This is a genomic window from Rhizobium sp. O111, from assembly GCF_055616315.1.
Genome location: NZ_JBSHXL010000003.1, coordinates 1,081,341 through 1,107,665 on the forward strand (window position 1 = coordinate 1,081,341; position 26,325 = coordinate 1,107,665).

30 protein-coding genes and 3 pseudogenes are annotated in these 26,325 nt (G+C 58.3%); 17 read left to right on the forward strand and 16 right to left on the reverse strand.

Annotation, left to right across the window (positions count from 1 at the left end):
- The first annotated feature begins 839 nt into the window (after nt 1–839).
- From ACVTFQ_RS31160 to ACVTFQ_RS31175, 4 genes are all read left to right on the forward strand, one after another.
- Nucleotides 840–1,022, forward strand: coding sequence for a hypothetical protein (locus tag ACVTFQ_RS31160; RefSeq protein WP_112436796.1), 183 nt, complete (start codon nt 840–842; stop codon nt 1,020–1,022).
- Nucleotides 1,023–1,175: 153 nt separating this feature from the next.
- On the forward strand, nt 1,176–2,111 hold the full coding sequence (locus ACVTFQ_RS31165) for an alpha/beta fold hydrolase (protein ID WP_470424558.1): 936 nt from the start codon (nt 1,176–1,178) through the stop codon (nt 2,109–2,111).
- 74 nt (nt 2,112–2,185) lie between these two features.
- Nucleotides 2,186–3,085, forward strand: coding sequence for an SDR family oxidoreductase (locus ACVTFQ_RS31170; protein ID WP_470424559.1), 900 nt, complete (start codon nt 2,186–2,188; stop codon nt 3,083–3,085).
- Nucleotides 3,085–4,866 (forward strand): glycoside hydrolase family 15 protein, encoded by a 1,782-nt coding sequence (locus ACVTFQ_RS31175; RefSeq protein ID WP_470424560.1) that lies wholly within the window; start codon nt 3,085–3,087, stop codon nt 4,864–4,866. Before ACVTFQ_RS31170 ends, ACVTFQ_RS31175 begins: the two co-directional genes overlap by 1 nt.
- 55 nt (nt 4,867–4,921) lie before the next feature.
- Here ACVTFQ_RS31175 and ACVTFQ_RS31180 read toward each other — a convergent pair whose 3' ends face one another.
- Genes ACVTFQ_RS31180 through ku (ACVTFQ_RS31195) form a run of 4 tightly spaced genes read right to left on the reverse strand, consistent with a single transcriptional unit; the run spans nt 4,922 to nt 7,214 of the window.
- Nucleotides 4,922–5,218: a DUF2934 domain-containing protein gene (locus ACVTFQ_RS31180; RefSeq protein WP_470424561.1), complete on the reverse strand. Its 297-nt coding sequence runs from the start codon at nt 5,216–5,218 to the stop codon at nt 4,922–4,924.
- Between the two features lie 43 nt (nt 5,219–5,261).
- The gene (locus ACVTFQ_RS31185; protein WP_111563680.1) at nt 5,262–5,447 is read right to left on the reverse strand and encodes a hypothetical protein; all 186 of its coding nucleotides are present in this window, start codon (nt 5,445–5,447) and stop codon (nt 5,262–5,264) included.
- 31 nt (nt 5,448–5,478) lie between these two features.
- Nucleotides 5,479–6,288, reverse strand: coding sequence for a non-homologous end joining protein Ku (gene ku, locus ACVTFQ_RS31190; RefSeq protein WP_470424562.1), 810 nt, complete (start codon nt 6,286–6,288; stop codon nt 5,479–5,481).
- An 11-nt stretch (nt 6,289–6,299) separates the two neighbouring features.
- A complete protein-coding gene (gene ku, locus ACVTFQ_RS31195; protein WP_470424563.1) occupies nt 6,300–7,214 on the reverse strand; it encodes a non-homologous end joining protein Ku in 915 nt (304 codons plus the stop codon).
- Here ku (ACVTFQ_RS31195) and ACVTFQ_RS31200 point away from each other — a divergent pair.
- The 3 genes from ACVTFQ_RS31200 to ACVTFQ_RS31210 all read left to right on the forward strand — a co-directional run bounded on the left by ACVTFQ_RS31200 (nt 7,213) and on the right by ACVTFQ_RS31210 (nt 8,470).
- The gene (locus ACVTFQ_RS31200; protein WP_112950055.1) at nt 7,213–7,410 is read left to right on the forward strand and encodes a hypothetical protein; all 198 of its coding nucleotides are present in this window, start codon (nt 7,213–7,215) and stop codon (nt 7,408–7,410) included. The genes ku (ACVTFQ_RS31195) and ACVTFQ_RS31200 overlap by 2 nt on opposite strands.
- A gap of 30 nt (nt 7,411–7,440) precedes the next feature.
- The gene (locus tag ACVTFQ_RS31205; protein ID WP_470424564.1) at nt 7,441–7,647 is read left to right on the forward strand and encodes a hypothetical protein; all 207 of its coding nucleotides are present in this window, start codon (nt 7,441–7,443) and stop codon (nt 7,645–7,647) included.
- Between the two features lie 652 nt (nt 7,648–8,299).
- Nucleotides 8,300–8,470 (forward strand): hypothetical protein, encoded by a 171-nt coding sequence (locus ACVTFQ_RS31210; protein WP_162725335.1) that lies wholly within the window; start codon nt 8,300–8,302, stop codon nt 8,468–8,470.
- 191 nt (nt 8,471–8,661) lie between these two features.
- Here the strand turns inward: ACVTFQ_RS31210 and ACVTFQ_RS31215 are convergent, their stop codons facing one another.
- A complete protein-coding gene (locus ACVTFQ_RS31215; protein WP_470424565.1) occupies nt 8,662–8,994 on the reverse strand; it encodes an ArsR/SmtB family transcription factor in 333 nt (110 codons plus the stop codon).
- A gap of 987 nt (nt 8,995–9,981) precedes the next feature.
- Here ACVTFQ_RS31215 and ACVTFQ_RS31220 point away from each other — a divergent pair.
- Nucleotides 9,982–11,490: an integrase catalytic domain-containing protein gene (locus ACVTFQ_RS31220; RefSeq protein ID WP_470424566.1), complete on the forward strand. Its 1,509-nt coding sequence runs from the start codon at nt 9,982–9,984 to the stop codon at nt 11,488–11,490.
- A gap of 184 nt (nt 11,491–11,674) precedes the next feature.
- Nucleotides 11,675–12,022, forward strand: a complete 348-nt coding sequence (locus ACVTFQ_RS31225; protein ID WP_162724641.1) for a hypothetical protein — start codon at nt 11,675–11,677, stop codon at nt 12,020–12,022.
- On the opposite strand, the pseudogene ACVTFQ_RS31230 reads toward ACVTFQ_RS31225, so the two are convergent.
- From ACVTFQ_RS31230 to ACVTFQ_RS31255, 6 genes and pseudogenes are all read right to left on the reverse strand, one after another.
- Nucleotides 12,000–12,560, reverse strand: a pseudogene (locus ACVTFQ_RS31230) (IS5 family transposase); the annotation flags it as partial. The gene ACVTFQ_RS31225 and the pseudogene ACVTFQ_RS31230 overlap by 23 nt on opposite strands.
- Nucleotides 12,561–12,727: 167 nt before the next feature.
- Nucleotides 12,728–13,300 (reverse strand): DUF1003 domain-containing protein, encoded by a 573-nt coding sequence (locus ACVTFQ_RS31235; RefSeq protein ID WP_112720532.1) that lies wholly within the window; start codon nt 13,298–13,300, stop codon nt 12,728–12,730.
- 51 nt (nt 13,301–13,351) lie between these two features.
- A complete protein-coding gene (locus ACVTFQ_RS31240; RefSeq protein ID WP_470424567.1) occupies nt 13,352–13,798 on the reverse strand; it encodes a pyridoxamine 5'-phosphate oxidase family protein in 447 nt (148 codons plus the stop codon).
- 12 nt (nt 13,799–13,810) lie between these two features.
- Nucleotides 13,811–14,170 carry a hypothetical protein gene (locus tag ACVTFQ_RS31245; RefSeq protein WP_112950048.1) on the reverse strand — a complete coding sequence of 120 codons (360 nt, stop codon included), beginning with the start codon at nt 14,168–14,170 and terminating at the stop codon, nt 13,811–13,813.
- 905 nt (nt 14,171–15,075) lie between these two features.
- Complete coding sequence (locus ACVTFQ_RS31250) at nt 15,076–15,342, reverse strand: hypothetical protein (RefSeq protein ID WP_112950045.1); 267 nt, start codon at nt 15,340–15,342, stop codon at nt 15,076–15,078.
- Nucleotides 15,343–15,817: 475 nt separating this feature from the next.
- Nucleotides 15,818–16,030, reverse strand: coding sequence for a DUF2249 domain-containing protein (locus ACVTFQ_RS31255; protein ID WP_470424568.1), 213 nt, complete (start codon nt 16,028–16,030; stop codon nt 15,818–15,820).
- A 145-nt stretch (nt 16,031–16,175) separates the two neighbouring features.
- On the opposite strand from ACVTFQ_RS31255, the pseudogene ACVTFQ_RS31260 reads away from it, so the two are divergent.
- The 6 genes and pseudogenes from ACVTFQ_RS31260 to arsH all read left to right on the forward strand — a co-directional run.
- Nucleotides 16,176–16,991: pseudogene (locus ACVTFQ_RS31260) on the forward strand (radical SAM protein); the annotation flags it as partial.
- 245 nt (nt 16,992–17,236) lie between these two features.
- Nucleotides 17,237–17,998 (forward strand): thermonuclease family protein, encoded by a 762-nt coding sequence (locus ACVTFQ_RS31265; protein WP_112950522.1) that lies wholly within the window; start codon nt 17,237–17,239, stop codon nt 17,996–17,998.
- Between the two features lie 806 nt (nt 17,999–18,804).
- On the forward strand, nt 18,805–19,167 hold the full coding sequence (locus tag ACVTFQ_RS31270) for an ArsR/SmtB family transcription factor (RefSeq protein ID WP_111565187.1): 363 nt from the start codon (nt 18,805–18,807) through the stop codon (nt 19,165–19,167).
- Nucleotides 19,155–19,514: a GNAT family N-acetyltransferase gene (locus ACVTFQ_RS31275; protein WP_162724704.1), complete on the forward strand. Its 360-nt coding sequence runs from the start codon at nt 19,155–19,157 to the stop codon at nt 19,512–19,514. The genes ACVTFQ_RS31270 and ACVTFQ_RS31275 overlap by 13 nt, the downstream gene beginning before the upstream one ends.
- A complete protein-coding gene (gene arsC / locus ACVTFQ_RS31280; RefSeq protein ID WP_470424569.1) occupies nt 19,429–19,857 on the forward strand; it encodes an arsenate reductase (glutaredoxin) in 429 nt (142 codons plus the stop codon). Before ACVTFQ_RS31275 ends, arsC begins: the two co-directional genes overlap by 86 nt.
- On the forward strand, nt 19,850–20,560 hold the full coding sequence (gene arsH / locus ACVTFQ_RS31285) for an arsenical resistance protein ArsH (RefSeq protein ID WP_112950520.1): 711 nt from the start codon (nt 19,850–19,852) through the stop codon (nt 20,558–20,560). The genes arsC and arsH overlap by 8 nt, the downstream gene beginning before the upstream one ends.
- Nucleotides 20,561–20,562: 2 nt before the next feature.
- Here the strand turns inward: arsH and arsK are convergent, their stop codons facing one another.
- The gene (arsK, locus tag ACVTFQ_RS31290) at nt 20,563–21,774 is read right to left on the reverse strand and encodes an arsenite efflux MFS transporter ArsK (RefSeq protein WP_470424570.1); all 1,212 of its coding nucleotides are present in this window, start codon (nt 21,772–21,774) and stop codon (nt 20,563–20,565) included.
- Nucleotides 21,767–22,128 (reverse strand): annotated as a pseudogene (locus tag ACVTFQ_RS31295) (ArsR/SmtB family transcription factor). The gene arsK and the pseudogene ACVTFQ_RS31295 overlap by 8 nt, the downstream one beginning before the upstream one ends.
- A gap of 539 nt (nt 22,129–22,667) precedes the next feature.
- Here ACVTFQ_RS31295 and ACVTFQ_RS31300 point away from each other — a divergent pair.
- Nucleotides 22,668–22,871: a hypothetical protein gene (locus ACVTFQ_RS31300; RefSeq protein ID WP_146618566.1), complete on the forward strand. Its 204-nt coding sequence runs from the start codon at nt 22,668–22,670 to the stop codon at nt 22,869–22,871.
- 652 nt (nt 22,872–23,523) lie between these two features.
- Here ACVTFQ_RS31300 and ACVTFQ_RS31305 read toward each other — a convergent pair.
- Nucleotides 23,524–23,964, reverse strand: a complete 441-nt coding sequence (locus tag ACVTFQ_RS31305) for a winged helix-turn-helix transcriptional regulator (protein ID WP_470424571.1) — start codon at nt 23,962–23,964, stop codon at nt 23,524–23,526.
- 105 nt (nt 23,965–24,069) lie between these two features.
- On the opposite strand from ACVTFQ_RS31305, the gene ACVTFQ_RS31310 reads away from it, so the two are divergent.
- Nucleotides 24,070–25,332, forward strand: a complete 1,263-nt coding sequence (locus ACVTFQ_RS31310) for an MFS transporter (RefSeq protein ID WP_470424572.1) — start codon at nt 24,070–24,072, stop codon at nt 25,330–25,332.
- Nucleotides 25,333–25,342: 10 nt separating this feature from the next.
- Here ACVTFQ_RS31310 and ACVTFQ_RS31315 read toward each other — a convergent pair whose 3' ends face one another.
- Together ACVTFQ_RS31315 and ACVTFQ_RS31320 are read right to left on the reverse strand one after the other, a co-directional pair.
- Nucleotides 25,343–25,561 carry a hypothetical protein gene (locus tag ACVTFQ_RS31315; RefSeq protein ID WP_112436819.1) on the reverse strand — a complete coding sequence of 73 codons (219 nt, stop codon included), beginning with the start codon at nt 25,559–25,561 and terminating at the stop codon, nt 25,343–25,345.
- A 240-nt stretch (nt 25,562–25,801) separates the two neighbouring features.
- Nucleotides 25,802–26,104 (reverse strand): hypothetical protein, encoded by a 303-nt coding sequence (locus ACVTFQ_RS31320; RefSeq protein ID WP_470424573.1) that lies wholly within the window; start codon nt 26,102–26,104, stop codon nt 25,802–25,804.
- Between the last annotated feature and the right edge of the window lie 221 nt (nt 26,105–26,325).

Sequence of the window (26,325 nt, forward strand, 5' to 3'; positions counted from 1 at the left end):
TCGGGACGCCTTCATCGGCAAGCTTCTCGCGAGAAATGCCGTGAAGCCTTTCTGCGTCCGCCGACCAGTTCGTCCAGTTCGGCGGCCGGCCGCAAGGCCTCGACTGAGAAGCCGTGGCTCGGCGGCCACCACCGGCTCGTTTCCGGCTGAAATCGACAGTCCACCCCAACAACGCGGGCTGGCTGAAGACCAAGCCTGGAGGCGAAAAGCCGCCGAGTGGTGGCGCGGCTTCATGCCGATCGAATATCCCTCGACCATGCCGCACATATAGGTGGCTTGCCGCCTTCGCGCGTACGTGGCTTGTCAGCCAGCGGACGATGGTGCGGGGTATGCTTGTTCCGCTGGCTCTCCGTCCCGGCGAAGCGTTCCAGTGCGATGGAGTGAGGACCTCGCTTTGGTCGGCGGCGAGCGCGTCAAGCCAAGGGGGCCGCACATATCAAACTGCTCCAGGGGACAGGAATGTTGTTTGATGCTCACCGGCACGGCGTCCGTGCACGCGGGGGCCGCCTGATCGCGGAACGGTGACCATGATCTCCCGGCGGCCCCTTCATCTCCACGCGCGGATGCCGCGTCGCGGCACGGAAAATTTGGAAGCCGTTAGCGGCGGTCTGGAAACGACCAGCACTCGAGAGAGGTAACGAACCATTGGCGCGGGTCTAGAGCATGTCGCGCAAAAGTGTGAAGCGGTTTTGCGATGAAGACATGCGGTAAAAGAAAGACCTAAAGCGCAACGAGCGAATCTGAAAGATCGCGACGCGCTTTAGGGCGTTCCTTGTGCGCTTTGTACGGTCCCATACCAATTCCTTGCCGAACGCTAGCGACCTCACAAGTTAACGCGGATGACTGACGATAAAGAGATCAATCACCGCTCCAGAAAGTCTTTCACCAATCAGGAGCGACGCGAACAATTCCAAGCCACGCACGAGACCGCCATGGCCGCGATCGAAGCCGAGGCCGAGGCGCGACGAAGAAAGACCGAAAAGCTTCGGGCGGCGCGGGAGGCCTCGACGCCACCACGCTGACGCTAGATTAGTCCCGCGCGGCAAGGCTGACCGGCGGACGCCGAAGAGGCGCGACAGACAGCGTACGTTAGGTTGCGGCTTTTTAGGTTCGTACCGCCTCGGCGCGTGAAACCGATGGCCTGTATCTTGGAATGGGGACCTTGGAGGAGTTTGGTGTTCGAGGGATTCGCGCTTGATTTCATTGATGTTGGCCCCGGCAAGCTGAGGGTGCGTCACGGCGGCTCGGGGCCACCCGTTCTCCTGCTTCACGGCCATCCTCGAACGCACATGACGTGGGGGCAGGTCGCCGATATGCTTGCCCCGAATTTCACGGTTATCTGCCCGGACCTTCGAGGCTTCGGACAATCGTTCTTGCCCGAGGATGCCGACGACCACGTCAATTCGGCCAAACGCGCGAAGGCGAATGATTGCGTGGCGCTGATGCGGAGCCTAGGCCACGAACGCTTTTCCGCCGTCGGCCATGACCGCGGTAGCTACGTGGCGTTTCGCTTGGCGATGGATCACGGGGATGCACTCGAAAATGTCGTGGTGATCGACGGTGTTCCCATTATCGAACACCTGGAGCGGACGGACTGGCGCTTTGCTCGAGATTGGTATCACTGGTTCTTCTTCGCGCAACCCGACAAACCGGAAAGAGCTATCAGCGTCGACCCGCTGGCTTGGTACGGCAAACTGTCGCCGAGCTTGATGGGCGAGGACGCTTACCAGGACATCGTCGCGGCGGTATCCGACCCGCGTGTCATCCATGGCATGATCGAGGATTACCGAGCCGGGCTTACCGTGGACAGACGCGATGAGATGGACGCCCGTGCATCCGGCCGGAAGATAAACTGTCCCTTGCTATGTCTCTGGTCGACGAAGGACGACTTGGTCGACACCGTCGGTGATCCATTGGAGATCTGGCGAAGATGGGCGAAAAACGTCCAAGGTTTCGGGATCGAGAGTGGGCACCACGTCGCTGAGGAAAATCCAGTTGATCTGGCGGCCGCGATATCCCGGTTTATCGGACGGACCCTCGAGCGGGATTGTCCACGTCAGCGGCGCCCGTGCGGGCACGACGGTGTCGGGCCGACCCAAGACCGCACGTGAATACCTTGGGGCGGGCGGAACCATCCTCGCCGACGCAAATTCTAGGTGTGTCCCATTACGAAAAGTGTCCGCTCATGGCTTCCGCCAACCAGTTCGATATTCAAGATCCCCTTACTCAGTATCCGCGCCCCGAGTTTGCGAAGCAGCCACAGCCCGTTCCGGGCCTCGCCAAAAAGATGCTGCCCGTCCCCGACCACGGTGAGCGGAGCTATAAGGGTCTTGGCCGCCTGAAAGGCCGAAAGGCCCTCATCACGGGCGGCGATTCCGGTATAGGTCGCGCCGCGGCCATTGCCTATGCGCGCGAAGGGGCCGACGTCGTCATCGACTATCTTCCCGAGGAACAGTCGGACGCCGATGACGTCGTTAAACTGATAGAGGCCGAGGGTCGAAAGGCCGTGGCCATTCCCGGTGATCTGAAAAGCGAGGAATTTTGCAAGGAGCTGGTATCAACGGCGCATCGCGAACTCGGCGGCCTCGATCTGATTGCAAACGTCGCCGGACGCCAGAAGGCGATCGACAGCATCGAGGATTTGACCACGGAGCAATTCGACGAGACGTTCAAGACCAACGTCTACGCGCTCTTTTGGATTTGCAAGGCCGCCTTGCCGTTGTTGCCGGCCGGCGCGACGATCATCAACACCGCGTCGATCCAGGCCTATCAGCCGTCGGAAACGCTCCTTGACTATGCGCCGACCAAATCCGCCATCGTGGCGTTTTCCAAGGCGCTCTCCAAACAGGTCTTGCCAAACGGCATCCGGGTCAACGTGGTCGCCCCAGGACCTTTCTGGACGCCTCTTCAGAGGTCGGGTGGCCAGACCCAGGACGTGATTGAGAAGTTCGGAAGCGAAGTCCCGATGAAGAGGCCCGGACAGCCAGCCGAATGCGCGCCGATCTACGTCTTCCTCGCCTCGCAGGAATCGAGCTACATCACCGGCGAGGTGTTCGGCGTGACAGGCGGCAACACGCTGCCCTGATGCTGACGTCCCTGACCCCTCGACGAACCGACGACTTTCTCCCGCTGGAGCACTACGCCGCCATTGGAGACGGCCGCTCGGTCGCGCTCGTTGGAGCGGATGGATCAATCGACTGGTGGTGCGCTCCCGACATGGACTCACCGCCTCTCTTCAACAGACTGCATGACGCGTCCGGGGGCAGGTTCTCGATCACGCCAACGGAGCCTTTCCGCATCGAGCGGCGCTACCGTGAAAGCAGCAACGTGTTGGAGACGGTTTTCGTCACCAGGACCGGCTCGGCGCGTGTCACGGAATCGCTGAACAGCGGTGTGGCCGGGCGTCTGCCCTGGTGCGAGTTGGCGCGTCGGGTGGAAGGCCTTTCTGGTCATGTCGACCTCGAAGTACGTCTTGAACCGGTCCGCGCCGCCGGGCCAGCGCGCCGCGTCAATCATCCGAATGCCGACATTCGCTATATTGGCGATCTCGTGACTACATTCCGCCACGATCCGGAACTCGAGATCACCGTGGACGAGGATGCACGCACCATCGCTCGATGGACGGCGCGCGCTGGCCAACGGACGTGCCTTGCGCTTCTTGTGTCGGATAGAGCACCGCTGGCTATCCCAACCCTATCGGACGTTGACGCCCGTATCGATTCAAGTGACCGGGAATGGCGTCGGTGGGCGGGCCAGCTCACCTATGACGGGCCTTTCGCCGATGACCTGAGGCGATGCGCCTTGTCCTTGAAGTTCCTCGTGTTCTCGAAGACGGGAGCGATCGCCGCGGCCGCGACCTCGGGACTACCCGAGCGAATTGGCGGCGACAAGAATTATGATTATCGCTACGCCTGGGTCAGGGACGCCGCCTATACCATCAAGGCGTTGCTGCGCGCCGGCTCTCTCGATGAACCGATAGCCGCGTTCGGCTGGCTCGTCCGGACCCTTGGCAACGACGGGCCCCGGCCCCAGGTCGTCTACACCTTGGATGGAGCCGAAGTCCCCGACGAGAGGATCATCGATGTTCCAGGCTACAAGGGCTCTCGCCCTGTCAGGACGGGCAACCGTGCCAAGGAGCAGGTTCAACTGAGCTGTTATGGCGATATCCTCGAAACCGCCTCGCTATTCGCCAGGATGGGGCATGTCATCGGTCCCGATGCCGCCAGGCTGCTGACCAAGCTCGCCGATCAATGCATGGAACGATGGAAAGTCAAGGATTCCGGCATCTGGGAGCTAGAGGACGAGCAGCATTACACCTTCTCCAAGATCGGCTGTTGGTTGGCCCTGTCAAAGGCCGCGCAGCTCGCTCAAGACGGTCACATCGCCGGAGACGCGGACAAGTGGAAGCGCGAGAGTGAACGCGTGAAGGCTTGGGTGGACGAGAATTGCTGGTCGGAAAGACTGCAGGCGTATACATGCCACGCGGGATCCCAAACGCTTGACGCCTCGCTCTTGCTCACCACTCGGTTTGGCTTCGAGCATGACGGAAGACTTTTTAAGACCCTTGTCGCGATCGAGCGCGATCTTGCCGTGGGTCCCTTGGTGTACCGCTTTACCGGCGCCGACAGGCAAGAGGGCGCCTTCGTCGCGTGTTCTTGCTGGCTGGTGGAGGCGTACGCGTTCCTGGGCAAGGTGGACCACGCCGAGGCCTTGCTGAAAACCCTCTTGGAGAAGCTCGGGAATAATTTCGGCATCCTCACGGAGGAGATCGATCCGGTGACCGGCGAGGGATTGGGCAATCTTCCGCAGGGGCTGAGCCATCTTGCCCTGCTTCACGCGATATTCTCGATCCAGGAAAACCGATGATCGGTCTCCTGGGGGCGACCAGGACGCCGTCCCCAAGACAAAGGTTTGAAACCAGTCAAGGTCCCTCGGTTTTTCGAACCTTTCTCCTGGCCGGTTCCCGGCCGGTGGTGATCTCCACGACTGGCGCCGGGGATGAAGTCGCCTGTCGATCAGCTGGAGGATCGCGACGCTTGACCTCATCCTCGCGGTCATCCTCGTCGATCAGTTCCTGGAAGGTTTCGTGCGTGTCCTCGCCGGCAAGCTCGTCGGCGGCTTGAAGCCAGTGTCGCAAGTCCGCGCCCTCTGGCTGTCCCTCGTCAATCCAGATTTGATAGGCGCGCATCCTGATTTGCTCTTGCAGGTCCTGTCCCATGAATGCTTCCCTTGGCTAGGCTAAATTTTCGCGCGGCGACGGGCTAAACATCGCCACGAGGCAGTTTTCCGGACGCGTCCTTCATTCCTTCCTTCGTGTCCTTGGCGACCTCGGTGTCATCCTCCACCGATTTGCCTCGCCCGGCTCCGCCTTGATGCCCGCCAGCCTGCGGCACGGGTTCTTGCTCGCGCGATGGAGTTCGGTCCGAAAAATTCTTGTCGCGTTCCATTGTCTTCTCCATGCTTGCGCCGCTTTCGCGGCTATCCGGCCTTTCGGCCCTTGATTTCAGCGTTAACGCTCTTTCGAAGCGCGTCCATGATGTTGACGACATTGGACGCTGGCGCCGAGGCTGCCTTGCCCTTCGTTGCCTTACTGGGCTTCAGGAGTTTCTTCTTTTCGGCGATGAGCTTCAGCAAGGCCTCCTGTATGGGATCGCTCACCATGTCGGGCGACCATTTGGCCGATTTCTTCTTGATCAGCTGCTGGACCAACGGAACAAGGTCGGGGTCCGCTTCCTCGCCAATGTCCTCGAAATAGCCTTCCTCGGGGCGAACCTCGTCACCGAAACGCAGTGTCCAAAGAACAATCCCCTGGTCGCGGGGTTCCAGGACGACGGCGCGTTCTCGCCGGCCGATGACAAGTCTCGAGACGCCGAGGACCTTGTCCGCCTTCATGGCGTCACGAATGACCGCGAAGGCCTCGTTGCCCACGGCGTCGTTTGGCATCAGGTAGTGCGGTTTTTCCAGATAGATCCATTCGATGCTGTTGGCCGGCACGAACTTCTCGATATCGATGGTCTTGACGGTGTCGAGCGCGACAGCGTCAAGGTCATCGTCCGTCAGGATAACATAGTCGTTCTCGCCACGGGCATACCCCTTGGCCTCGTGTTCGTCCTTGACCGGTTTTCCGGTGACGGAATCGACATATTGTGAAACAACCCGATTACCCGTCTCCCTGTTGAGGGTATGAAAGCGAACCTTCTCGCTCTCGCTCGTCGCTGGCGTCATCGCGACCGGACAGGTGACCAGTGAAAGCTTGAGATAGCCCTTCCAATAGTACTTCTGAGCCATGATGGATGTCCTCAACTAGCCTTTCGATGGGAAGCGGATTTCGCCGCCCCGGCGTTTGACGCCGATCCGCGCGTGGCGCGCTGACGACCCGCGCCAGCATTGGCATTGGCATTGGCGGCCGTGCGTTTGGGCTTGTCCGCCGCCGCCTTCAACAGACCGGCGCTCTGGCGAAGTGCGGCGAGCAGGTCGTTTGGCTTGGAGACCGCGACCTTTTTCGGTTTTGGAAGCGATCGTCCCTCGAGCTTGGCCTTGACGAGCTCGGCCAGCGCCGCCTCGTAGCGGTCCTCGAACGCCGCCGGATCAAACGTGCCCTTCTTCGTGCCAATAATGTGTTTCGCAAGGTCAAGCATCTCGCCCTCGACCTTGATCCTGGGCATCTCCTCGAACGCCTTTTTGGAGGACCTGACCTCGTAATCGTAATTCATCGTCGTCGCGATCAACCCACGACCATGGGGCCGGATGAGGACGGTTCGCATCCGTCGAAAGAGGATCGTCCTCGCGATCGCCGCGACCTTGGACTTCTTCATGCCGTCGCGCAGCGCCGCGAAGCCTTCTCCGCCCATCTTGTCGGGGGTCAGATAATAGGGCTTGTCGAAATAGACGTCGTCGACGTCGGAGCAGGGGATGAAGGCCTCGATTTCCAGCGTCTTGTTGCTTTCGGGAATGGTCGCCGCCACCTCCTCCGGGTCGATGACTATGTATTGGCCATTTTCGATCTCGAAGCCCTTGGTCTGTTGTTCCTTGGCCACGAGCTCCTCGGTCTCGCTGTCGATGAAGACGCGATTGACCCGGTTTCCCGACGCCTTGTTGATCGTGTTGAACGTGATGCGGTCGGACGTGGAGGCCGCGGTGTAGAGGGCCACACCGAACGACACCTCTCCGAACTTGATGAAACCCTTCCACTGGGCACGGTGGCCAGCTGCCATGACGCATACTCCGAATCACCTGATTGGCGACTCAAGCATTGAGCGCGTGATTCGTTCCCTGCCGAAGCGAATCATTTTCAACGGGTTATCCCGGCTTTTGAAGAAGATGATTCAGGTCGAGACGTTCACCGTCGGTTGGGGCGCGAGTGGGGACCAGGTTGGCGACGATGCATCCATTTGCCCGTTCCAACGTTGAGCTGAAATGGCAAATGAGAGGAGGCTTACCATGAACGAGCTGGCTGGGAAATTGCGGCTCAAGCTGGAGCAGCTGGTCGACGAGTTCGTCGTCACGGGCGTCGAGGCACCCGAGGTGCTATCGATGGTCGAGGCTGAAATCGCAAATATAAAGGCGCATTACGATCGCGACCCTGATCCCGCCGACGACCCAGATGTACCGGAAGAACCATCCAATGACTGGCCGGCCGCTTCCTGAGGCGGGCGCCATGCGGTCAGCCATGGACACGGTCTCCGGCTTCTCCCCGGGGATCGCTGCTCGCGACGAGGCTCGCTTCCGTTTTTCTCGGAAAAAAGCCCCGCTTGCTGGGCGGGGCAAAACAAACCCATGAGTTCGAAGCGGCTCGGAAAGCCAGCTTCATGTTCACCTGAAAGTCGTCAATTTTCAACATTGATCCGTGCGCGCTAGCGTACCAAAGACCGATGTCGGCCATCCCTCTCGGCCTTGTGGCATGGTGGTAGCCAGACAGAGCCCGGTCATGGGCCATGTCCCGCCGCGATAAATCGGCCATGACTTGATGACGAACTCCGCCAATCCTTCAGTTCCGCTCGCGGTGGAACGTCCCTGAGCTTCAACGCGGCGCGTCCACCCAAGCTTGGATCTCCGTTGAGGCGGTCCCGAGTGGCTGGGAGCCGCGCGTGGCGAGGATCGCGAAGGCGCCACGCTTCACAATCGCTTCGCGCGGCAGCCAGCCAAACCGCTGCCATGGCTCGGGTGACAACGACAACTAATGTTGCCGCCATACGCCCAACGGGTAGTAGGTTCTCCCGGCCAATATAGGACCTTCGTCCGATGGCCGTCGGCCCATGTCGCTTTAGATTACCGCCAGCACCAGACGAAAGGAGATCCAATGCTGTGGTGGCTGATGATGGGTTATCTCGCGGTGACCTTGACGACAATGATCTGTCTACTTCTCATGGTCGCGCGCCACGTCTTGAACCTGAGGAAATCGAACCCTCGGGACGTCACGATCGCCGAGCAAGAGCATCGTGATGCGAAATCGATGACGCCAAACAGGTAACGCTTGGGCACACGGTTCACGCGATCGACCCCGCGAATTCGATCGTCGCGGGGTTGGAGCCAATTTGTGGCCAATGAAACCAGAAAGCCGCGCCGTGCCCGTTGGGATCAAATCTCGGGCGATGGCTCCGCGGGGTCGGCTCTATTACTCCCTAGCCAAGCACCACCCAGGACATCGATCAGTGTCGGGTGCTACGCTGCGGCCGGAGCGAGGTCGGAGAACCCGAACATGGACATCTGAATGCCGTAAGGGAAGAGGATGTCCTTGACAAGGGCCAGGGCTTTCTCACTACGGTGATGCGACAGCGAATAGTAGATCGTCTGTGCCTCGCGACGTGTCTTCACGAGCTGATGACGTCTGAGGATGTTGAGATGCTGCGAGAGCGCCGGCTGGCTTATCCCTATGCACTCGGCCAAGTTGCTGACCGATGTTTCCCCGGCCGCCAACGCGCGGAGTACCGCGATTCGCCTGGCGTTCGCGAGCGCGGAGAGATACTCGACCAGTTCACTGTCGTCTGCGATCATCAGGAGTCCTCCAAATGGGAATGACCGCTACATTAGTCGCATTGAAACTTTGGTCATTGATATAGCGCAAATTGCATAATCCGGCGGACTAGCGCAAATCGGGCGCTGTCTGGCCGCTAGTCACGTCAATACGCTGGTCGCCAAGACGGCGGAAAACGCCCAGAGGACCGATGAACCCAACCTCCTTGCGATCTCGGCTCGGCGGGCGCCAGTCCCGATGATCAGCCGACCCAACGCGAGCCAGATAGTCGATGTGCCGGATACAACGATCACAAGCAGCGCCAGGGTCAGCGGGAAGCGCCCATCATTAGCCGCTGGGATCATAGTGAGAACCATGACGAGCGACTTGGGGTTAAGGAGTGTCGTGACAAGAAGTCTCCGCGGGCCGACGATCCATGTCGTGGGAGTCTGCTGGTGGATCCAAAGGCGATATCCAAGGTAAAGCACCCAACCTGCTGATACTAACTTTACCGCTTTTTCGATGATAGGATGGTCTTGTAAAATGGGAGCAGCCAAAAAGGGCGATGGGAGCTGCGATTACCACGTACCCAAACACGACAATCGCGACGCGTTGAAGCACTCTCGCCGCTCCAAGTTCATCTGAACTCAGTGCCAGAACCGTGTTGGTCGGCCCCGGAAGAACGAGAAGCGCGAATGCTGTAAAGGCAAAAGCTAAAGGTTCCATGGAATACTCCTCGTGATCTTTGCTTTCTCGCATCTGCATGCTGGCTGGTAATTGATCCAGATCAGTCGGGAACCATCCCAAGGAAGGTTCGTTTTCCAAGGTTGGGACAGGAGGTTCACATGCCGCCGCTCATCTCTGCCGCGCGACGATCAACGTGGAATTCCGCTACACAGATTGACGATCCGCGACAATTAGAAGAGCAATGACCGCTTGCCGCATTGCCTCACTAGAAATGTTCCCTGATTGTTGGCCGTTGCCTCATCTGATTTGCTCCCAGCATTTGTGGGTGCGGAGCAAATCAGATGAGGCTGATCAGCGTGACGACGAAGAAGGAATTGGTTGCTGCTCTGGCAAAGCGCTATGTGGCCGGAAAGCGGGAGGAAAAATCGCGGATCCTCGATCAGTTCGTTTCGATTAGTGGGATGCATCGCAAACACGCGATGCGTTTATTGCGGGGGGCGGATAGGCAACCGCAATCGCGAACGCGGGCGCAGATTTATGACGAGGCGACCCGACAGGCTCTTATTGTTTTGTGGGAAGCCTCCGACCGCATCTGTGGCAAGCGATTGAAACCCTTGCTGCCAATTCTGATCTCATTGATGGAACAACATGGCCATTTGAAGTTAGACGATCAGGTCCGCACACTTCTGCTACAGATGAGTGCGGCTACCATCGACCGTGCATTGAAAAGCGTGCGAGAAACAGCAGGCGGCCGTCGACGCCGACGTTCCGTTGCTTCATCGGCATTGAAGCGGAGTATCCCAATTCGAAAGTTCTCCGACTGGGGTGATCCCGCACCTGGCTTCATCGAGGCCGATCTGGTGTCGCACTCCGGTCCCAACGCACGCGGCAGCTTTATTCATACTCTTGTCCTTACGGATATTGCGACCGGTTGGACCGAATGCGCGCCTCTGATTGTTCGCGAACAGAAGCTCTTGACGGAAGTTTTGACCGAGCTTCGCCGCTTGATGCCGTTCCCGCTGCTTGGCTTTGATACGGACAACGATAGCGTATTCATCAACGAGACCATCCGGGACTATTGCGTTCATTCAGATATCGAATTCACGCGCTGTCGGCCATATCGCAAAAATGATCAGGCTTATGTGGAGCAGAAAAACGGATCGGTCGTCCGCCGAATTGTTGGCTATCATCGGTATGAGGGTGTTGAAGCTGCAGCGACACTTGCGGAGCTTTATCGTTCGGTACGCTTGTTCGTGAACTTCTTTCAACCGTCGTTTAAATTGCTCGAAAAGCAGCGAAATGGAGCGATGGTCAAGAAGCTCTACTCTTCTCCCGCGACGCCACATCAACGGCTATTGTCGGATGCAAGGACGGCGGTGGAGGTACGCGACCCCTTGGTGCGCATGAGTGAGCAACTCGACCCTGTGACGCTCCTCCGCAACATTCGTGCAGGACAACAGCGGCTTGCCGAAATTGCGCATCAGGGAACACCCTCAAGCGAGGCTCCCGATATCGAGAGCTTTTTGCGAAGCCTGCGTATCGCGTGGACGGAGGGCGAAGTTCGTCCGACCGCGAAAGCAAAGCCAAAACTAAAACGCGAGCGTCGGCGGCCTGACCCGCTGGTTAACGTCACGAATGATCTTTACAGTTGGTTTGAAGCTGAGCCATGGAGAACCGGCCGGGAGCTTCTGGAGCGACTTCAAAGCATTTATCCCGGCGAGTATCCTGATGGACTAATCCGTACGGTGCAACGACGGGTGAAAGGCTGGCGTCGCGATCGCGCGCATAGAATGATATTCGGAAACGAGCCTGGCGAAGATCAACAACTACCAAAGCTCAGCAGGGCATAGGGAGCATTCTGGTGAGGCAATATGCTATCCGTTCGGGAGCATTCTTCGATGAGGCAATACGTTGCCAGCGTCAATCACGCTGCTAAAGTCCCACTGTCCGCGACACAACAGTCCCATCTCTTCGGCCCTGTTGACGAAGTCATGATGAGGTTGCGAACGAACATCTGCGAGCTATGCTCACCGAATGGCAAATTCTCCGTGTCCTATTTTTCTTTTCCGAAGTGCAGGTTTCGCCCCTTCTGGCGATACCGTGATCAGTGTCGCGCCGCTAGAAGCGGTGATGTCGGTGTATGGCAACGGTGGCGTAGTCGGTGAAGGCGGATTGTCTTCAGCCTTTGGTGGCGCGGTCGTTTTCAAAAACGAAGCTACGCGTGAGTGCTTGATCGGCGTATGGGAAGCCCGCAACGCTTCGCGATTTCGCAGAGAACTTCAGGATCAGATGGAAATTCGTGTTGTCAAAGAAGCCCCGGACGCCCGCCTTGTTTTTTGGGGCGCGGAAAAAGAGCGACCTAAAAAGCCATCACGTGAATGAACGGCAACCAGAGTTTGACTGAGGCCAACACCAGGAAGGCTTCGAATGATTTTCGGGTTTTGTCGTAGCGGGTTGCGATCCGCCGGAACTGCTTGAGGCGGTTGAACATTCGCTCGATGCGGTTTCGGTCTTTGTAGGCCTTGAAGTCGCAGGCTGGCGGGTTCTTTCGGTTGGCCTTCGGCGGGATCCCGGGTCGGATACCATGGATCAGCAATTCCTCGCGAAGGACATCGCCGTCATATCCTTTGTCGGCAAGAAACAATTTCGGTTTGCCCACCGACATCGCTAGCAGGGCTGGAACGGCATTGTAATCGGAAGCTTCTCCACCCGTCAGGACGAAGCCAAGAGGGCGTCCCTGACCGTCTGATCGGGCGTGGATTTTTGTCGTAAAGCCGCCGCGTGATCGACCAAAAGCCTCCTTATGAGTCCCCCTTTAGCGCCCGCAGCCTGAGAGTGGCCGCGAACCGTGGTGCTGTCGATCATGTACTGCCAGTCACCGTCAGTCCCAGTTCGACGAGGTCTCAAGCAGGGCGTCCCAACATCAAAACCAGGAAGACGAATTCGCCGAACTGAAACGTTCTGCCGAAGACGGTCACTCTCGATGCTAGATTGGCGCGCCTACCACTAGCCTCCAGAACCTCGTACGCATGTCTGTCAGCATGTCGATGTGCCGAACTGCGTCTTTCTTGCAGCCAGGAGGGGCCCCTATTTCGTTGATGCCACCACCAGTCGGGTCAGCATAGCGATTTGCTCTTGTTGCTGTGCGACCAGAGCTTTGACCTCAGTGCTTCGTAGCTCGTCAAGCTTGTCGTGGAGGGCCATGATTTCGATTTCCGCTTTCAGATTGACCTCGTAGTCATGGGATGCGTCGACACGGTCCTTTGCAGCGTGCCGGTTCTGGCTCATCATGATAACGGGCGCTTGAACAGCCGCCAGCATGGAGAGGATCAAGTTCAAAAATATGAACGGGTAGGGATCAAAGGCGTGCGAGGCTGCGATCAAATTGACAGTTACCCAGATGGCGAGCGCAGCGGCGAAAATTGCAATGAATGTCCAAGAACCACCGAATTTCGCTACCTGGTCTGCCAATCGTTGAGCCGAGGTAAGCTTCTCGTCGAATGACTGATTTGAATCGCGGGTGATTGCCCTTCGTAAAACCAGTCGCCGGAATACCGCTTGCTCTCGCTGCGTCAGCAGCTCGAAGGGCTTTCCGAGGTATCGATTGGCACCAAGCGAAATTTCCTGCGCAGATATCTCGCGCCCTGTCTCTGCAGACATGATCTCCTCCAGATGTACAAACTTGCCGCGACTTCAAGGCGTTAGCGCCGTTCAAGACGCAACCAATTCCCTGCCAGATATCTGAGCAATCGAGATACTGAAGAAGATCGGAGTTTCCTTACCTTCCGAGTCGGTGCCGGGCTTGGAGGAGCCGGGCTCCCACCACAATGGCCGCTTTTGCAAGAGGGACCAGGCGTGAAGACGTTCGTCGTGCCGTTCCGAAGTGTCCGGCAGTTCCTCGTAGGTGCCTTGAACGAGGACGCTCCTCCAATGGTGATGTTCCCCGCTTTCCTCCACCTGAAGGCAAGCGTTCGGATTGCTCCGCATCCAATCTACCTTTTGCCCCGCCAGGGAAAAGACATAAAGCTTTTCCCCATCGAACGCATAGTGGACAGGCACGACGTAAGGTCGGTTATCGTGGACACAGGCAAGATGCCCGACATTTCGGTGGGCAACGACCTCCCGACTTTCGCGCTCAGTCATTTCACGAACGCCCAATTTATGATCCTCCTAGCTCTGAAACGCGGGTATGGAACGGCGCGAACCTCGGCGTTTGCTCGAAGGTGCATTTTTTTTCGTTGCTTCCCGGCCCATGTTTTCGAAAGTTGCCTCGAAAAGCTCCTGCGCATATGCAATCGCGGAATCGGCATCCAAGGATGACAGCTTGATGTCTCCGCATTTCAACCGCATCGCACGGCGAATGGCTGACAGCGCCTGTTGGGCTGCATGTTTGTCACCATCTTTGATGAGGAGGCTCAACGAGGTCATTGCGACAACCTCCAGTACCGTCATACGGCCTTCGATCTCGCCCATGGACGGAATGGCAAGGTTTGCGCCGTTCCCGTAACCATCGCGCTTGGCATTGTACATTTTGGGAATCCTTTCGTGAAGTTCGGCTTATCGTATCGGTTCATCGGAATTTACTCCGTGTGAACGGCTTAGCCTTCTTGCGGACATTTTTGGCTTCGATCGGAGCACAGACCCTCCCTCATTTTCCCAAGCTGAAACAGCCGCAGAGTCCGCGTTCAGTCTGTGCCGTTTGGAGGCCGGATAATTGACGGTCGGGATTGTTGCGGCCTCAATCCGACGAATTACAGCGACCTCCTGCAAATGCCGATCACCTTCGGTCGCTTGCATCTCTGAAGTAGCGTAATCAGCCCGCTTGAGGACGCGTCTAAGTGTTTTTCGTTCCTCGGGCGTGGGGCACATCGATTCTGATCCTTCAGACTTAGGTGACGCAAGTATTGAGAGCACATGCGACATTGCTGTCCATCTCGGCTTGGATGACGTTGCCGACGCGATATTCATCGCATGCACGTTTGTGCCTTCTTCATCCAAGGTCCCCGGCGGGGTTCAGCGGCCTTCTTCCGGCGTTGAGAAGAAGCTGGCGCTCTGTCGCAGTTGGCCCCAACAGCTTCAGCAGCCGTTTCTCTTCAAGTGGGTCAAGCCGGAAGCGTTTGGCAAACTCACTTATTGTCCAGACCCTGGCCAATCTGGACGAACGAGACTGTGAAGCCTTCGTCGCAGTCATTTGCTGCTCTCCTCAGTTGCGGCCGTCACTTGAACGTCGCGGTGGCCGGGACCTGTCCTGTCGCACGCGAGATCCAGAGGCCTGTGCCATTGGTTTCTCCATGAGCATCGTACGGGCTGCTCAATCCATAAAGGACCGCAAGAGCGAGCCCAATTGCCAAAGCGGCCACCATTATCCGTCGACCACCCCGAGAAACCATAACGCCGCAATCCTTTGTAAATAAGGTACCGTTACGGGCCGCTCGCTATTCCTTACCCTCGGCATCCTTCTTGATTGCCGACTCCAAGTCCAGCGGATGAACCTGCAACAATTGCCTTGTCCCGATACTGACGCCAAGGGCCGGTATTTCGATATGCGTTGCAGTTCTTCGGTAAGCGGGGAATGACAGTCCTTCGATCAGTTCTTCATCTACTATCACTCGGTAGGTGCCCGCATCGAGCGGCACGACTAGAGCGCTTAGGGCAAAAGGACTAGAAAAGGTAATCTCAGATTCTGTTGTGCGTTCTGACATAGGAACCCCAATTGGTCGATTGGACCGACGCTCACCGGAAACCACGCAATTTCTGTAACTGCAATCCGGATGCTACCAGAACGTGCCTTGCAGTATGACGTACAGAATAAATGCGAAAGCCATGAGCGGGATCGATTTCATGACGACATCCCCGTATTTCAAGCCGCGGAGGGATCGCATTGCGCGTTCGTGTCTGGAATTTCTTGCTATGGAAGACATCGCGTCCTCCCGCTTGGGGCTAGAGCTTTTTGCGGCTCTAAAAAGCAGCGCCCGTTCCGAAGCTGCTACTAAATCTTAAATGGGGAGGCTGGACGCAATTGCAAGGCGAAAAACGGCTCCTTGCAGAATAATGGATAGAGCCTGACGAACGGGAACAGCGATCATCTCCATAGATAGGCGATCACAGATTAGGGCGGCGAGGACAACGTGGGAGCGGAACACCGGTTACGAACCGCTCGCTTCCATTCACACTCAGTTACACGCAAGCATGTCGCAGCATTCCGCCAGGCGTCAGCGTGTGGAGCGTTCCAAAAATACGCGGGTGCCGCTCCGCTGGGGGCAACGCCCTTACATCGATGTGGTGGACTTGCCCTGCATTCGTTGCCGCGTCGGTCATTTGGCCGGATCCTTTTTGATCCGAGATTTCGTTCGTCGGTGGACGGCGGCTCGTCCAATGTTTGCGGAACATAAACCTGCGAGCGAAACCGGACTTTGATAGCTAACAAAGACGAATGAGGTTTCCGACAATCTCCAGCAAGCTTCATTGACATAAGACAAGGAACCCAACCGCTCCCGCGAGCATAAGGAGGCATGACCACCGCAAGGATTAGGTAATGTCAGACGCCTTGATGAAAAAATAGGGTGACACCCGGCTCCCCCGGCATACGAGCTACCCAACTGCCCCGGCGTTTGCGCCGACCATCGGTCCATCGGACTATGCGCGGGCTCTTGGTGAGCTTGACGTCAGTGATCCTGTCTCATTGTATCTGCACATACCTTTTTGCAGGTCCATGTGCTGGTACTGCGGTTGTCACACGACGATTACCAAGCAAGACGCACCGATCCCCGACTACCTTGACGTAAAGATGCGCGAGATCGAGCTCGTCACGGGATCGTCCAGGGATGTGCTGCCCGTTCGCAATGTTCACTTCGGCGGCGGTACGCCCACCATCATGCGGCCCCAAGAGTTTGCGACTTTGATGGAAAAGCTGCGCGGTGCGTTTCGCTTCGGATCCGACGCCAGTATCGCGGTTGAGATCGATCCACGGACGCTGTCCGGGGAGATGATTGGTGCGCTAGGTCGCAATGGGGTCAACCGAGCAAGTCTCGGTGTTCAGAGCTTCGATCCGATCGTGCAGAAGGCGATCAATCGCGTTCAGACTTTCAATGAAACAAAAAAAGCCGTGTTTGGGCTGCGCGCTAACGGTACCGAAAGCGTCAACTTCGATCTTATCTACGGTCTACCGTTCCAGACAGTAGCGTCATGCGTGGAGACGGTCGAAATGGCCGTCGAATTGCGACCCGATCGGTTTGCGGTCTTCGGGTATGCCCACGTACCTTCTTTCAAAAAGCACCAGCGGCTCATCGACGAACCCTCGCTCCCAAACGCCGAGGAGCGCTCTGCTGAAGCGGGCCAGACAGAAGAAGAAGCCGGCGCAAGACCGCTCCGCGTGACGCACGGCGCCGGAGGCGCGCAAGCTTGAAACCAGGCTCTGCCGCGGCACTCGACTTGCCGCCCCATTGAGTAAGAACCGGTGGACCACCGGAGGTCGCTTTTGCGATCGCCGCGATCTCACGAACGCTCGATCTAGGGGGCTCGCTAAAATTGTAATTCCATCGAATACGCGAATTTAGCTTGCTCGACCTATGCTGACTGCGATTTGCGGAGGCCGGTATGCTGTCAGAGTTCGAAATCAAACATCTCCAGAGCCGGATTGATGATGTTCTTCGGCAGCGGCGTGTAACGCAGTGGCAGCGAAACTTCCTCTTGGACATGCGTGTGAAGATAGAGCGCTACGGAACGCGAACGCGGTTCAGCGAAAAGCAGCTCGCTACGCTCAAGAGACTGACGTCGGTTAGAGGAAATGCTGACCTCCGATTGGTCCATAGCAGTCCAATATCAGCAAAACCGCGTCGGGCGCGCTACTGGGGGCTCAGCCACCGAGAACAGAAGTTTCTGATATTCGCGACGATTATGGTTGTTATCGCCATCTCCTCTTTTAGTCGCCAAGTTTGGGAGACTTACGCTCTCACCTACAGGTCAACAGGAGAGGAGGCGTCGTCGTTCTCGCGCGACTTCTCCATTACCGACGGCGACACGATCAGAATGGACGATGGCACCCGGATAAGGTTGGTCGGCTTCAATACACCCGAAAAGTTCGAACCCCGGTGTGAAACGGAACGTCAGCTTGGCATCCGAGCAAGCAAGCGGCTGGTCGAGATCGTTTCCTCCGGGCGTTCCGCGGTTACCAAGGTTGCCTGCTCGTGCAAGCCGGGGACCGAAGGAACAAACAAGTGTAACTACGGCCGAAGCTGTGGAATTTTAAAGGTGAATGGTCAAGATGTGGGGCAGACGCTGATTGCTGAAGGGCTTGCGGTTCCCTTCGTTTGCGCCCCGTCTGGCTGTCCTCCCACTCCGCGACCATGGTGTGGCTGACCGCGGAGCTGCCGCGCGGCCAAAGGCGTGCCAAGTGAGCTCTCCGTCACCGATATCAAACTGGATCTCGAAGTCCCTTCACGTTGGCGTTGCCAGGCCGGGTTAACGAGGACGAAGCTGCCCGCGAGTACAAGTGGGCCGAGGAGTCGACCGAGAGCCGCCAATCGAAATGAGAGTGCGGCGGGGTTATCGCCGATGGTTCGCGGGGCCGGAGTTGGATATCGAGCTTTCCGCCTTGCGCGTGAGGATGCGCCCGCTCGTCACCGAGCGGTGGCTGTACGATGCGAGCGGCGCAGGGCACTCAATTCGGCGGTTCACATCCGGCCCGCGGCCTCTGGAGGGGAAGGCGACCCACAAGCGGACAATCACCGTGACGACGGCGGCACACTCGGTCCCGTTTGGTGCGACGGACCCTCGGCTGTGTCAGGCGTAATCCGCTCCGCCCGGCATCGACGGCTGAAGGGGGAGGCGAAGGGCTTCGGAGCTTTGGGGGAACGAACCCTTCGCCTGTCACTCAAGCGTATTCAGAAACTCCCAAGCGACCCGGCCATGGTAGCCGATCTGATGGCGACAGCAAGATCGACCCGATCCTAGGCAGCTCAAAACCGATACTCCCGCGCAACGGAGGTGAATTGCTTGGAAGTGAAGCCGCGCGGGAAACAAGCGCGGCCGCCCGCGCCCGCTCAAAAGGGGCGGTCGACCTTTCTGGAGCCATCGCTGAAAATTGACGGCCACATGGCGCCGCAAGGGGTCATCGAATGTATGCGATGGCTTGACTAAAGCCATATATCTATTATTCTGGATATATGGAATCAAAGAATGCTATCGCGGCGCTAGCCGCCCTCGCGCAGACCACAAGGCTCGAAACCTTCCGCCTGCTTGTCAAATCCGAGCCGGATGGCATTCCGGCTGGTGAACTCGCACGCATAATGGACGTGCCGCAAAATACGATGTCGGCGCATCTCGCTACCATGTCACGAGCCGGAATCGTGAAGAGCGAGAGACAGAGCCGCTCCATTATCTATCGGGCGGATCTCGAGGGCTTTCGCGCCCTAACCCTTTTCCTACTCAAGGACTGCTGCGGTGGAAGCGCGGAGCTTTGCGCGCCACTGATCGCCGATCTGACGCCGTGCCGCGCGCCGGGAGGACCGGGGACATGCGTGAACTGACGCTTCGGCCTATCCCCGCGGAGATCGACCTCAGGATGGCCCTCGTTGCCGCTGGACTTCCAGTTGACGACCTCGCCGATCCGGGACGGCAATACTTCGAATGCCGGGATCGTGACGGCGTGCTGATCGGCTACTCGGGGCTGGAGGAATGTGGACCGGATTTCCTTCTCCGCTCCATGGTGATCCTCCCGGAATTCAGATCGCGAGGATACGGGCGCGAGTTGGCCATGGCGACGATTGAAATACGGCCACCGAAAGGACATGATCATGGATGTCACGATCTACCACAATCCCGCCTGCGGGACGTCGCGCAACACGCTCGAATTGATCCGAAATGCTGGCATTGAGCCGGACGTAATAGAATACCTCAAGACGCCGCCATCCCGATCAGAACTCGCGAGGATGATCGCAGACGCTGGTCTGACGGTACGCGAGGCGATCCGGGAGAAGGGAACACCCTACGAGGAACTCGGCCTCGACAATCCGGACCTAACCGACGATCAGTTGCTTGACGCCATGCTCAAGGATCCGATCCTGATCAACCGTCCGTTCGTTATCACGCCCATCGGCACCCGCTTGAGCCGTCCGTCCGAGGCCGTCCTCGATATCTTGCCGGACACTCACAAGGGAGCGTTCGTCAAGGAAGACGGCGAGAAGGTTCTCGACGAGAAAGGAAAACGGATTGTCTGAAGCATTCCCAGCGCTTGAAGAGCGACATCTGCGCCAACCCGATCTCGATGCCCTTCGTCCGCCCTTCTCGACCCACAAGCCACGTATCCTGATCCTGTATGGATCGATCCGGGAGGTCTCCTACAGTCGGATGCTCGCCAACGAGTCCCGCCGCCTGCTGGAACATCTCGGATGCGAGGTCCGGGTCTTCGATCCCAAGGGGCTCCCCTTGCCCGACGACGCGCCCGCCAGCCATCGCAAGGTTCAGGAACTCCGGGAGCTGTCCGAATGGTCCGAGGGTCAGGTGTGGGTCAGCCCGGAGCGCCACGGGGCGATGACTGGCGTGATGAAGTCCCAGATCGACTGGATTCCGCTTGCTGTCGGCTCCGTGCGGCCCACACAGGGGAAGACGCTCGCGGTGATGCAGGTGTCGGGCGGCTCGCAATCGTTTAACGCCGTTGGCCAGCTCCGCATCCTCGGACGGTGGATGCGGATGATCACGATCCCCAACCAGTCCTCGGTTGCCAAGGCCTATCAGGAATTCGACGCTGACGGGCGGATGAAGCCATCGTCCTATTACGACCGGGTTGTCGACGTCTGCGAGGAACTGGTGAAGTTCACGCTGCTGACCCGCGACGCCTCGTCCTATCTCACCGACCGCTATAGCGAACGGAAGGAAGACGCGGCCAAGCTAGAACAGCGCGTGCGGTTGAAGTCGATCTGAATTTAGCCAGAGGCGAGGAGGCTCCGTTTCGTCGCCATGGCCACGCCGACAAAGGCGGCCATGCCAACGGTTCCAAGAGCTGCGGTGGCGAATAGGGAGACGCCGATCCCGAACTGCTCCATCTCCATCGCGAAGACAAAAGGGGCTGCGGCTCCCAGTGCGAGCCGCGCCGCCGCCATCTTGCCCGTGATCACGCCATAGCCATCGCTGCCGAACAGATGGAGCGGCAGGCTGCCTTGCGCGATGGAATTGATCCCCGATCCCAGGCCGAGGCATATGGCAAACGCCACGGCGCCGGGCAGCCAGCTTCCGCTCAGGCCCAGGATGACGATACCGATCACCATGAGCGCAGCGGAGATGACGGCGAGCACGGGCGGCGACAGGCGCGTGCCGAAGATCATGTTGATCAGGCGGCTCAGAACCTGTGCCGGACCGAATACGGATCCGATCACGACCGCGGCAGTGCCGAGACCGAGATTGCCGAGCATGGGAACCATGTGCGCCAAAATGGATGTCAGCGTGAAGCCCAGGAGCGCGAAAGCGGTGGACACGACAATCATCGCGCCGCGCCGTCCTTCCGGTGGGATCGCTCCGATTACCCGCGCGCGTTCGCGAGTTGCTCGGTTGGCGTTCGCCGCCTTTCCCTTCCGCATTATCCAGAAATGCAGTGGCATGCACACGAGCAGATTGAGCGCCGCGAATGCCAGATAGATCTCCCGCCACGACAAGTAGCCCATCAAAGCGGCTGAGATCGGCCAAAAGATCGTGGAGGCGAAGCCGCCAATGAGCGTCAGATAGGTGATGCTTCGGGGAGCCGTCTTCGGATCGCTTTCCACGAGCGCCGCGAAAGCCGCTTGATACTGGACCATCCCCGAGGATATCTCCAGCAGGACGATGGCGAGCGCGAACACGGCGACGGATGGCGACCAAGAACAGAGCGCCAGCGTCAGGGCGCAGAGCAGCGAGCCGACGGTCAGAACGGTCGCCGCACCGATCCTGTCCATTTGCCTCCCAATGACCGGAGCCGAAAGCCCGCCCACCAGAAGCGAAGCGGAAAAGACACCGAACACCTGCTCCAGCGAGATGCCCAAATCCTTGGCCATGGCGGGCGCAAGAATGGAGAACGAATAGTAGAGCGTCCCGTAGCCGATGATCTGTGTGAGGCCAAGGGCGGATATCGTCGCGAGAGAAATCGCGTTCCTGGCTTCAGGCATCCCGGTCCGCTTCCGACGTTTCAGCGCCGCGGCAAGCCTGCTCGGCTTCGGAAACTTCGGGGACGCGAGGATGACCAGCGCAGCAATCATGCAGGAGAAAGGTCACCAATCCCGACAGCGCATCGTAGTTGGCGTTGTAGACGATCAAGCGGGATACCCGCCTCCTAGCGATCAATCCGGAGCGCTCAAGCTCCTTGAGATGGAAGGAAATGTTCGCGGGGAGACGCCCATTTTCCGCGCGATCGTGCCTGCCGCCATGCCCTCGGGGCCGGCAACAACTAGGGTGCGAACGACCCTTAGACGGGTCTCCTGCGACAATGCCGCGAACAACGTGAGGACTTGACGTTCATCCATAATTCAACATTCATTGAAGCTTTGAATTGATTATCCGCGACGACATCGATGTCAATAGTGTTTTGACGGCTCACGACATGCCGAGAACAGTTCTAACGCATTATCGCCGTTTCCGGCCCGTGCTGCGCATCGAGCCAGGAGGGCGTGGACCGAGCGACCGCTTTGGGCCTCGGTTTTCGCCAGTATCGGCCGACTACAGCCATGGCCCAGAAGCGCCACCGCGGTCATTCGCGAGGAAAGCTTCCGCAATTCCTTGAAACTGCGTGGCGGTAACATCCCCCATGAGCGTCGGCATCTCCCAACCGGGGAAGACCTATTGAGATCGCGAGTATTCGATGAAGTTCAGGGGGACTTTTCCGGGGCGGTTCAATTGCGGCTTGAACCGACACCGAGACGCCTAGAACTCATCATGTCGAATGGCTCATTAAAGATTAGGCGATTAGCATAATAGAGCGTAAGGTTCGCTGTCGGCCTATTCTTCCGGGCAGAGCCGATTGGGAGATTCCATGTGCTCTTGCCTAAAGGTAGGAGTACCTATGATGAGTGCCAGTTCGAGCAACTATGTCGCGCCAACGATTTTTGGTCTTCAAGCCGTCACGACATACGCGAAAATCTCCAATCCTCCACCAGCACAAAGCAGGCTGCATAAGTTTGCAATTAGCGGTGTGCCCGCCGGTGAACGCGTCCACACCAAGGTTTACTCGATGAGTGATTTGCGGCGTGGGCCGGAAAAGCACGCCTGATCAGTACCCGAAAATACGCGTGGGAGAATTTTATGACTACCCCACCACCGTTCGAGAGTATGTCTGTCGAAGAGAGGACGGCCATCCTCAGGGCACTTGCTCATAGGCTACAGATTTCCGCACGTGTCGCTGAGCGTGATTGCGATCCAGTTTGCCAGTCGCTGCTGGCACTCAGTGTTCGACTAGCAGGATGCTGTGAAGAGGTGGCGGCAGACCCACTTCGTGGCGACGACGTTGTTGAAAAAGCCCTCAGGTTGCTCAGTGAATTCGCGCTACGTCGACCCGAAGGCACGATTCATGAATTCGCGATCACGTCGCTACACTGATCTTGGGGCCGATCGATCAACGCGACGGCAAAAGGCGATTGGTCCAACAACGCCAAACGCCGTTTGTCGCCAAATTCTCATCCCCGAGGTCTAATTTCCGATGTAGAGGAGCATGAATATGACGGAAGTTCCAAAGGCTGGATTGCCTGGTGCGCCAGGGAAACCAGGTAAGCCTGGTAAGGGTCAAAATCCTGGGAAGGGCGGGTCAGGTGGTGCCGGTGGAAAGCCGGGCGCTCCCGGAAAGGGAGGCGGGAAGACTTAAATCAAGGGACCCGTGTTATCTTCATTGGAACGGCCGTCGCGGATGATGGTCGCATCGAGAGCCATCAGCCTATCACTTGAGTGTCTCTCCAGTGAAGGGAGCGACCATCGGCGGCCCGCACCTCAAGCCGAGCGACTGGCGCATGTCCTTGTCTGTCCACCAGCGATGAACGAGCCTCCCCTTCGGCGAACAGGTGATCTTCACCCCATTGGCGCAGCGCAACGATAACCGGGAACAGACCGCGCCCTTTTTCCGTGAGGATGTATTCGCGGTACGCGGTACCATCCGAGGCAGGCACGGTCTCGAAAATTCCTCGCTTCGTAAGGTCGCGCAATCGGGTCGACAATACCCCCTTGCTTATGCCCAGCCCGTTCTGGAACTCGCCAAAACGCCGAATGCCATCGAATGCGTCGCGAATGATCAGAAGCGACCACCAGTCGCCAATTGCATCAAGAGATCGCGCAACAGGGCAGCCGGCATTCCAAAGGCTAACCCGTTTCACCATTGGTACGGACCTCCGATTTCTAATCTGGTTCTATCTTAGAACTAGATTTGACGTGAGGCAAGTGGTTTCAACATCGGACCGAGTTGAGATCACGAGGAGCCGCCGATGAGCGAAAATACCGCGGATGCCGCGAATAGGGGCGTGGCCCGAGGCCTATCGAGAGCGCAAACGCTGTTGGTCGCGGCTGCGGCAGGCATGAGCGTGGCCAATATCTATTACGCCCAACCCCTGCTTGATCTGATGTCGAACGACCTCGGCATTTCGCCTTCCAGCATCGGTCTTGTCGTCGTCGCGACGGCTGGAGCGAGAACGACACTGCTTGCCGGTATGGGGGCGGGAGGATTGTTGGCGGTTCTCGTCCAGACGCTCGTTGCACATGCCGCGGCGTTGGCGACGCCAACTCAACGCGGCGGCGTGGTCGGCACGGTCACCAGCGGCGTCGTCACCGGCATCCTCGCCGCGCGGTCCGTTGCCGGCACCATTGCCGACCACGGTGGATGGCGGACGGTCTATTTGACTTCCGCGCTGCTCACGATCGCGATGGTCGGTATCCTGGTCAGGGCGCTGCCACGACAAGAGGTCGAACGCCATCCTGAAACATATCTCAACGCTCTCCTTTCGGTTCCGCACACGTTTCTGCGTGAGCCGGCCCTGCTGTTTCGTGGCGTGCTCGCGCTACTGATCTTCGCATCCTTCAGCACATTCTGGACCGCGTTGGTGCTTCCGCTCAGCGCTCCGCCATTTTTCTACTCCCATACCTTGATAGGTCTTTTTGGATTGGTCGGACTGGCGGGGGCGATTGGAGCGACGTGCGCCGGAAGACTTGCCGATAGAGGCCATGGTCGATGGACGACCGGGATTTCCCTGGCACTCCTGCTGGCATCCTGGGGCCTGATCGCTTTCCTGCCCAGCTCAGTCATAATATTGTTTATGGGCGTGTTCCTGCTCGACCTGGCGGTGCAGGCTGTCCATGTGAGCAATCTCAGCGTCGTCGTGAGCCTGCATCCGCGAAAGAGCGGTCGCATGATTGGCGGCTACATGGTCTTCTACTCGGTCGGCAGCGCTGTCGGTGCGATCACCGCTACCGCGATCCACGCGCGGTACGGCTGGCTCGGAATCTGCATCTTGGGAGGGGCTTTCAGTGGTATTGCGCTTTTGGCGTGGACCGCGAGCTGCGTTTTCAACGCGCGCGGATCTGACGAACCGCCTGGCCGGATGTCGCCACGACTAATGGCTCGAATGTCTGAAACGAGGGTTCGTTGTCGCGAAAACTCATTGGATAAGGCGAGCAATAACACTGTGCGGCGTGCAAATTGTACTTGCGATGCCGTTGCCACGGTCTTGCTCGCAACATGTCCTCGCGGATGAGCGACGCGCGTCAACGGAACTCAGACAGCCATTTGTGCTTCCGTGCCGCCTTTTCCAGCTCTGGGATAGTGATGTTTCCGGCCTGAAAAAGACTGACAAGCACCGCGCCAGCAAGGACGCCGTCCGCCGACGTCGGGTCAACCTGATGCTCGCCGCACCAGCCACCAAGCACCGCTTCGATTACCTTGAGCTCCTCGGAGCCAAATGTCCTATTCAATTGAAATGTCATGGTTTGTTCCCTAGCACTGCGCGGATGCGACGCCATAAATGGTCGGGGCCTCGAGAATTTCAAGCTCGCTCCAGCATTATCCTCGCGATAACCGCTCGGCTCCTCTCGACCATCTTGGCGGTCTCACGGGACTGATGTTTTTCGACACATGGATCGACCCCGCCCTTCGGTGGCGGATGAGGCAGTCTGGCGTGCTCGGACCCGGATTGGATCTCGGCACGACCTGAACATCCACGGAACTCAGTGAAGCGTCGCCCGCCGTGCCGCTCTGCCCACCGCCGCCTCCACCGTGCCGATCAGCCCGCTGGCCTTCCGGAGCATGATCCCGCCACGCTTGTCCACGACGAAGTCGTCGGCCATTTCCTCGATGAGGTCAGCCACATCGGTCAACCTCTTTGCAAGCTCTCCAAGATTGAGATAACTCGCCTGTCTCGCCAGCCGGTGCAGGCATTCGGCGTAGCGCGAGGCAACCATCATCTGCCCGCCGGCTTGGCATGCTTCAACGTCACTGAGAGGGGGAAGCTCCTTGCTCCTCGTGATCATGATCTTCTCCTCGGCCGTGATCGCCCACTGAGGGTTTCGCCTCCAGCAAGGTCTTCACCTTCGTCGAGACTGCGCAGCGCGTTGAGGATGTCCTGGCAGCGAATGGGACGAAGGAAGCCCGGAGGTTTCCTCAAGTGTGGACGCGAGTCGACAGCGAATAGGTCGGAGGCCCACGAGGCCAGGATCGCCCGCTTTTCCTCATGGTCGAGCGCCGTTGCGAG

Excerpts from the sequence above, each read along its gene's own strand:
- ACVTFQ_RS31170 (WP_470424559.1), top strand. The coding sequence starts at position 2,186 with ATGGCTTCCGCCAACCAGTTCGATATTCAAGATCCCCTTACTCAGTAT.
- ACVTFQ_RS31320 (WP_470424573.1), bottom strand. The coding sequence starts at position 26,104 with ATGATCACGAGGAGCAAGGAGCTTCCCCCTCTCAGTGACGTTGAAGCA.
- ACVTFQ_RS31270 (WP_111565187.1), top strand. The coding sequence starts at position 18,805 with ATGGAATCAAAGAATGCTATCGCGGCGCTAGCCGCCCTCGCGCAGACC.
- ACVTFQ_RS31255 (WP_470424568.1), bottom strand. The coding sequence starts at position 16,030 with ATGTTCCGCAAACATTGGACGAGCCGCCGTCCACCGACGAACGAAATC.
- arsK (WP_470424570.1), bottom strand. The coding sequence starts at position 21,774 with ATGCCTGAAGCCAGGAACGCGATTTCTCTCGCGACGATATCCGCCCTT.
- ACVTFQ_RS31305 (WP_470424571.1), bottom strand. The coding sequence starts at position 23,964 with ATGGTGAAACGGGTTAGCCTTTGGAATGCCGGCTGCCCTGTTGCGCGA.
- ku (WP_470424562.1), bottom strand. The coding sequence starts at position 6,288 with ATGGCTCAGAAGTACTATTGGAAGGGCTATCTCAAGCTTTCACTGGTC.
- ACVTFQ_RS31215 (WP_470424565.1), bottom strand. The coding sequence starts at position 8,994 with ATGATCGCAGACGACAGTGAACTGGTCGAGTATCTCTCCGCGCTCGCG.
- ACVTFQ_RS31300 (WP_146618566.1), top strand. The coding sequence starts at position 22,668 with ATGAGTGCCAGTTCGAGCAACTATGTCGCGCCAACGATTTTTGGTCTT.
- ACVTFQ_RS31315 (WP_112436819.1), bottom strand. The coding sequence starts at position 25,561 with ATGACATTTCAATTGAATAGGACATTTGGCTCCGAGGAGCTCAAGGTA.
- ACVTFQ_RS31205 (WP_470424564.1), top strand. The coding sequence starts at position 7,441 with ATGAACGAGCTGGCTGGGAAATTGCGGCTCAAGCTGGAGCAGCTGGTC.
- arsC (WP_470424569.1), top strand. The coding sequence starts at position 19,429 with ATGATCATGGATGTCACGATCTACCACAATCCCGCCTGCGGGACGTCG.
- ACVTFQ_RS31225 (WP_162724641.1), top strand. The coding sequence starts at position 11,675 with ATGGCAAATTCTCCGTGTCCTATTTTTCTTTTCCGAAGTGCAGGTTTC.
- ACVTFQ_RS31265 (WP_112950522.1), top strand. The coding sequence starts at position 17,237 with ATGCTGTCAGAGTTCGAAATCAAACATCTCCAGAGCCGGATTGATGAT.
- ACVTFQ_RS31275 (WP_162724704.1), top strand. The coding sequence starts at position 19,155 with ATGCGTGAACTGACGCTTCGGCCTATCCCCGCGGAGATCGACCTCAGG.
- ACVTFQ_RS31160 (WP_112436796.1), top strand. The coding sequence starts at position 840 with ATGACTGACGATAAAGAGATCAATCACCGCTCCAGAAAGTCTTTCACC.
- ACVTFQ_RS31180 (WP_470424561.1), bottom strand. The coding sequence starts at position 5,218 with ATGGGACAGGACCTGCAAGAGCAAATCAGGATGCGCGCCTATCAAATC.
- ACVTFQ_RS31175 (WP_470424560.1), top strand. The coding sequence starts at position 3,085 with ATGCTGACGTCCCTGACCCCTCGACGAACCGACGACTTTCTCCCGCTG.
- ACVTFQ_RS31200 (WP_112950055.1), top strand. The coding sequence starts at position 7,213 with ATGACGCATACTCCGAATCACCTGATTGGCGACTCAAGCATTGAGCGC.
- ACVTFQ_RS31220 (WP_470424566.1), top strand. The coding sequence starts at position 9,982 with ATGAGGCTGATCAGCGTGACGACGAAGAAGGAATTGGTTGCTGCTCTG.
- ACVTFQ_RS31185 (WP_111563680.1), bottom strand. The coding sequence starts at position 5,447 with ATGGAACGCGACAAGAATTTTTCGGACCGAACTCCATCGCGCGAGCAA.
- ku (WP_470424563.1), bottom strand. The coding sequence starts at position 7,214 with ATGGCAGCTGGCCACCGTGCCCAGTGGAAGGGTTTCATCAAGTTCGGA.
- ACVTFQ_RS31250 (WP_112950045.1), bottom strand. The coding sequence starts at position 15,342 with ATGTCAGAACGCACAACAGAATCTGAGATTACCTTTTCTAGTCCTTTT.
- ACVTFQ_RS31210 (WP_162725335.1), top strand. The coding sequence starts at position 8,300 with ATGCTGTGGTGGCTGATGATGGGTTATCTCGCGGTGACCTTGACGACA.
- ACVTFQ_RS31235 (WP_112720532.1), bottom strand. The coding sequence starts at position 13,300 with ATGTCTGCAGAGACAGGGCGCGAGATATCTGCGCAGGAAATTTCGCTT.
- ACVTFQ_RS31245 (WP_112950048.1), bottom strand. The coding sequence starts at position 14,170 with ATGTACAATGCCAAGCGCGATGGTTACGGGAACGGCGCAAACCTTGCC.
- ACVTFQ_RS31310 (WP_470424572.1), top strand. The coding sequence starts at position 24,070 with ATGAGCGAAAATACCGCGGATGCCGCGAATAGGGGCGTGGCCCGAGGC.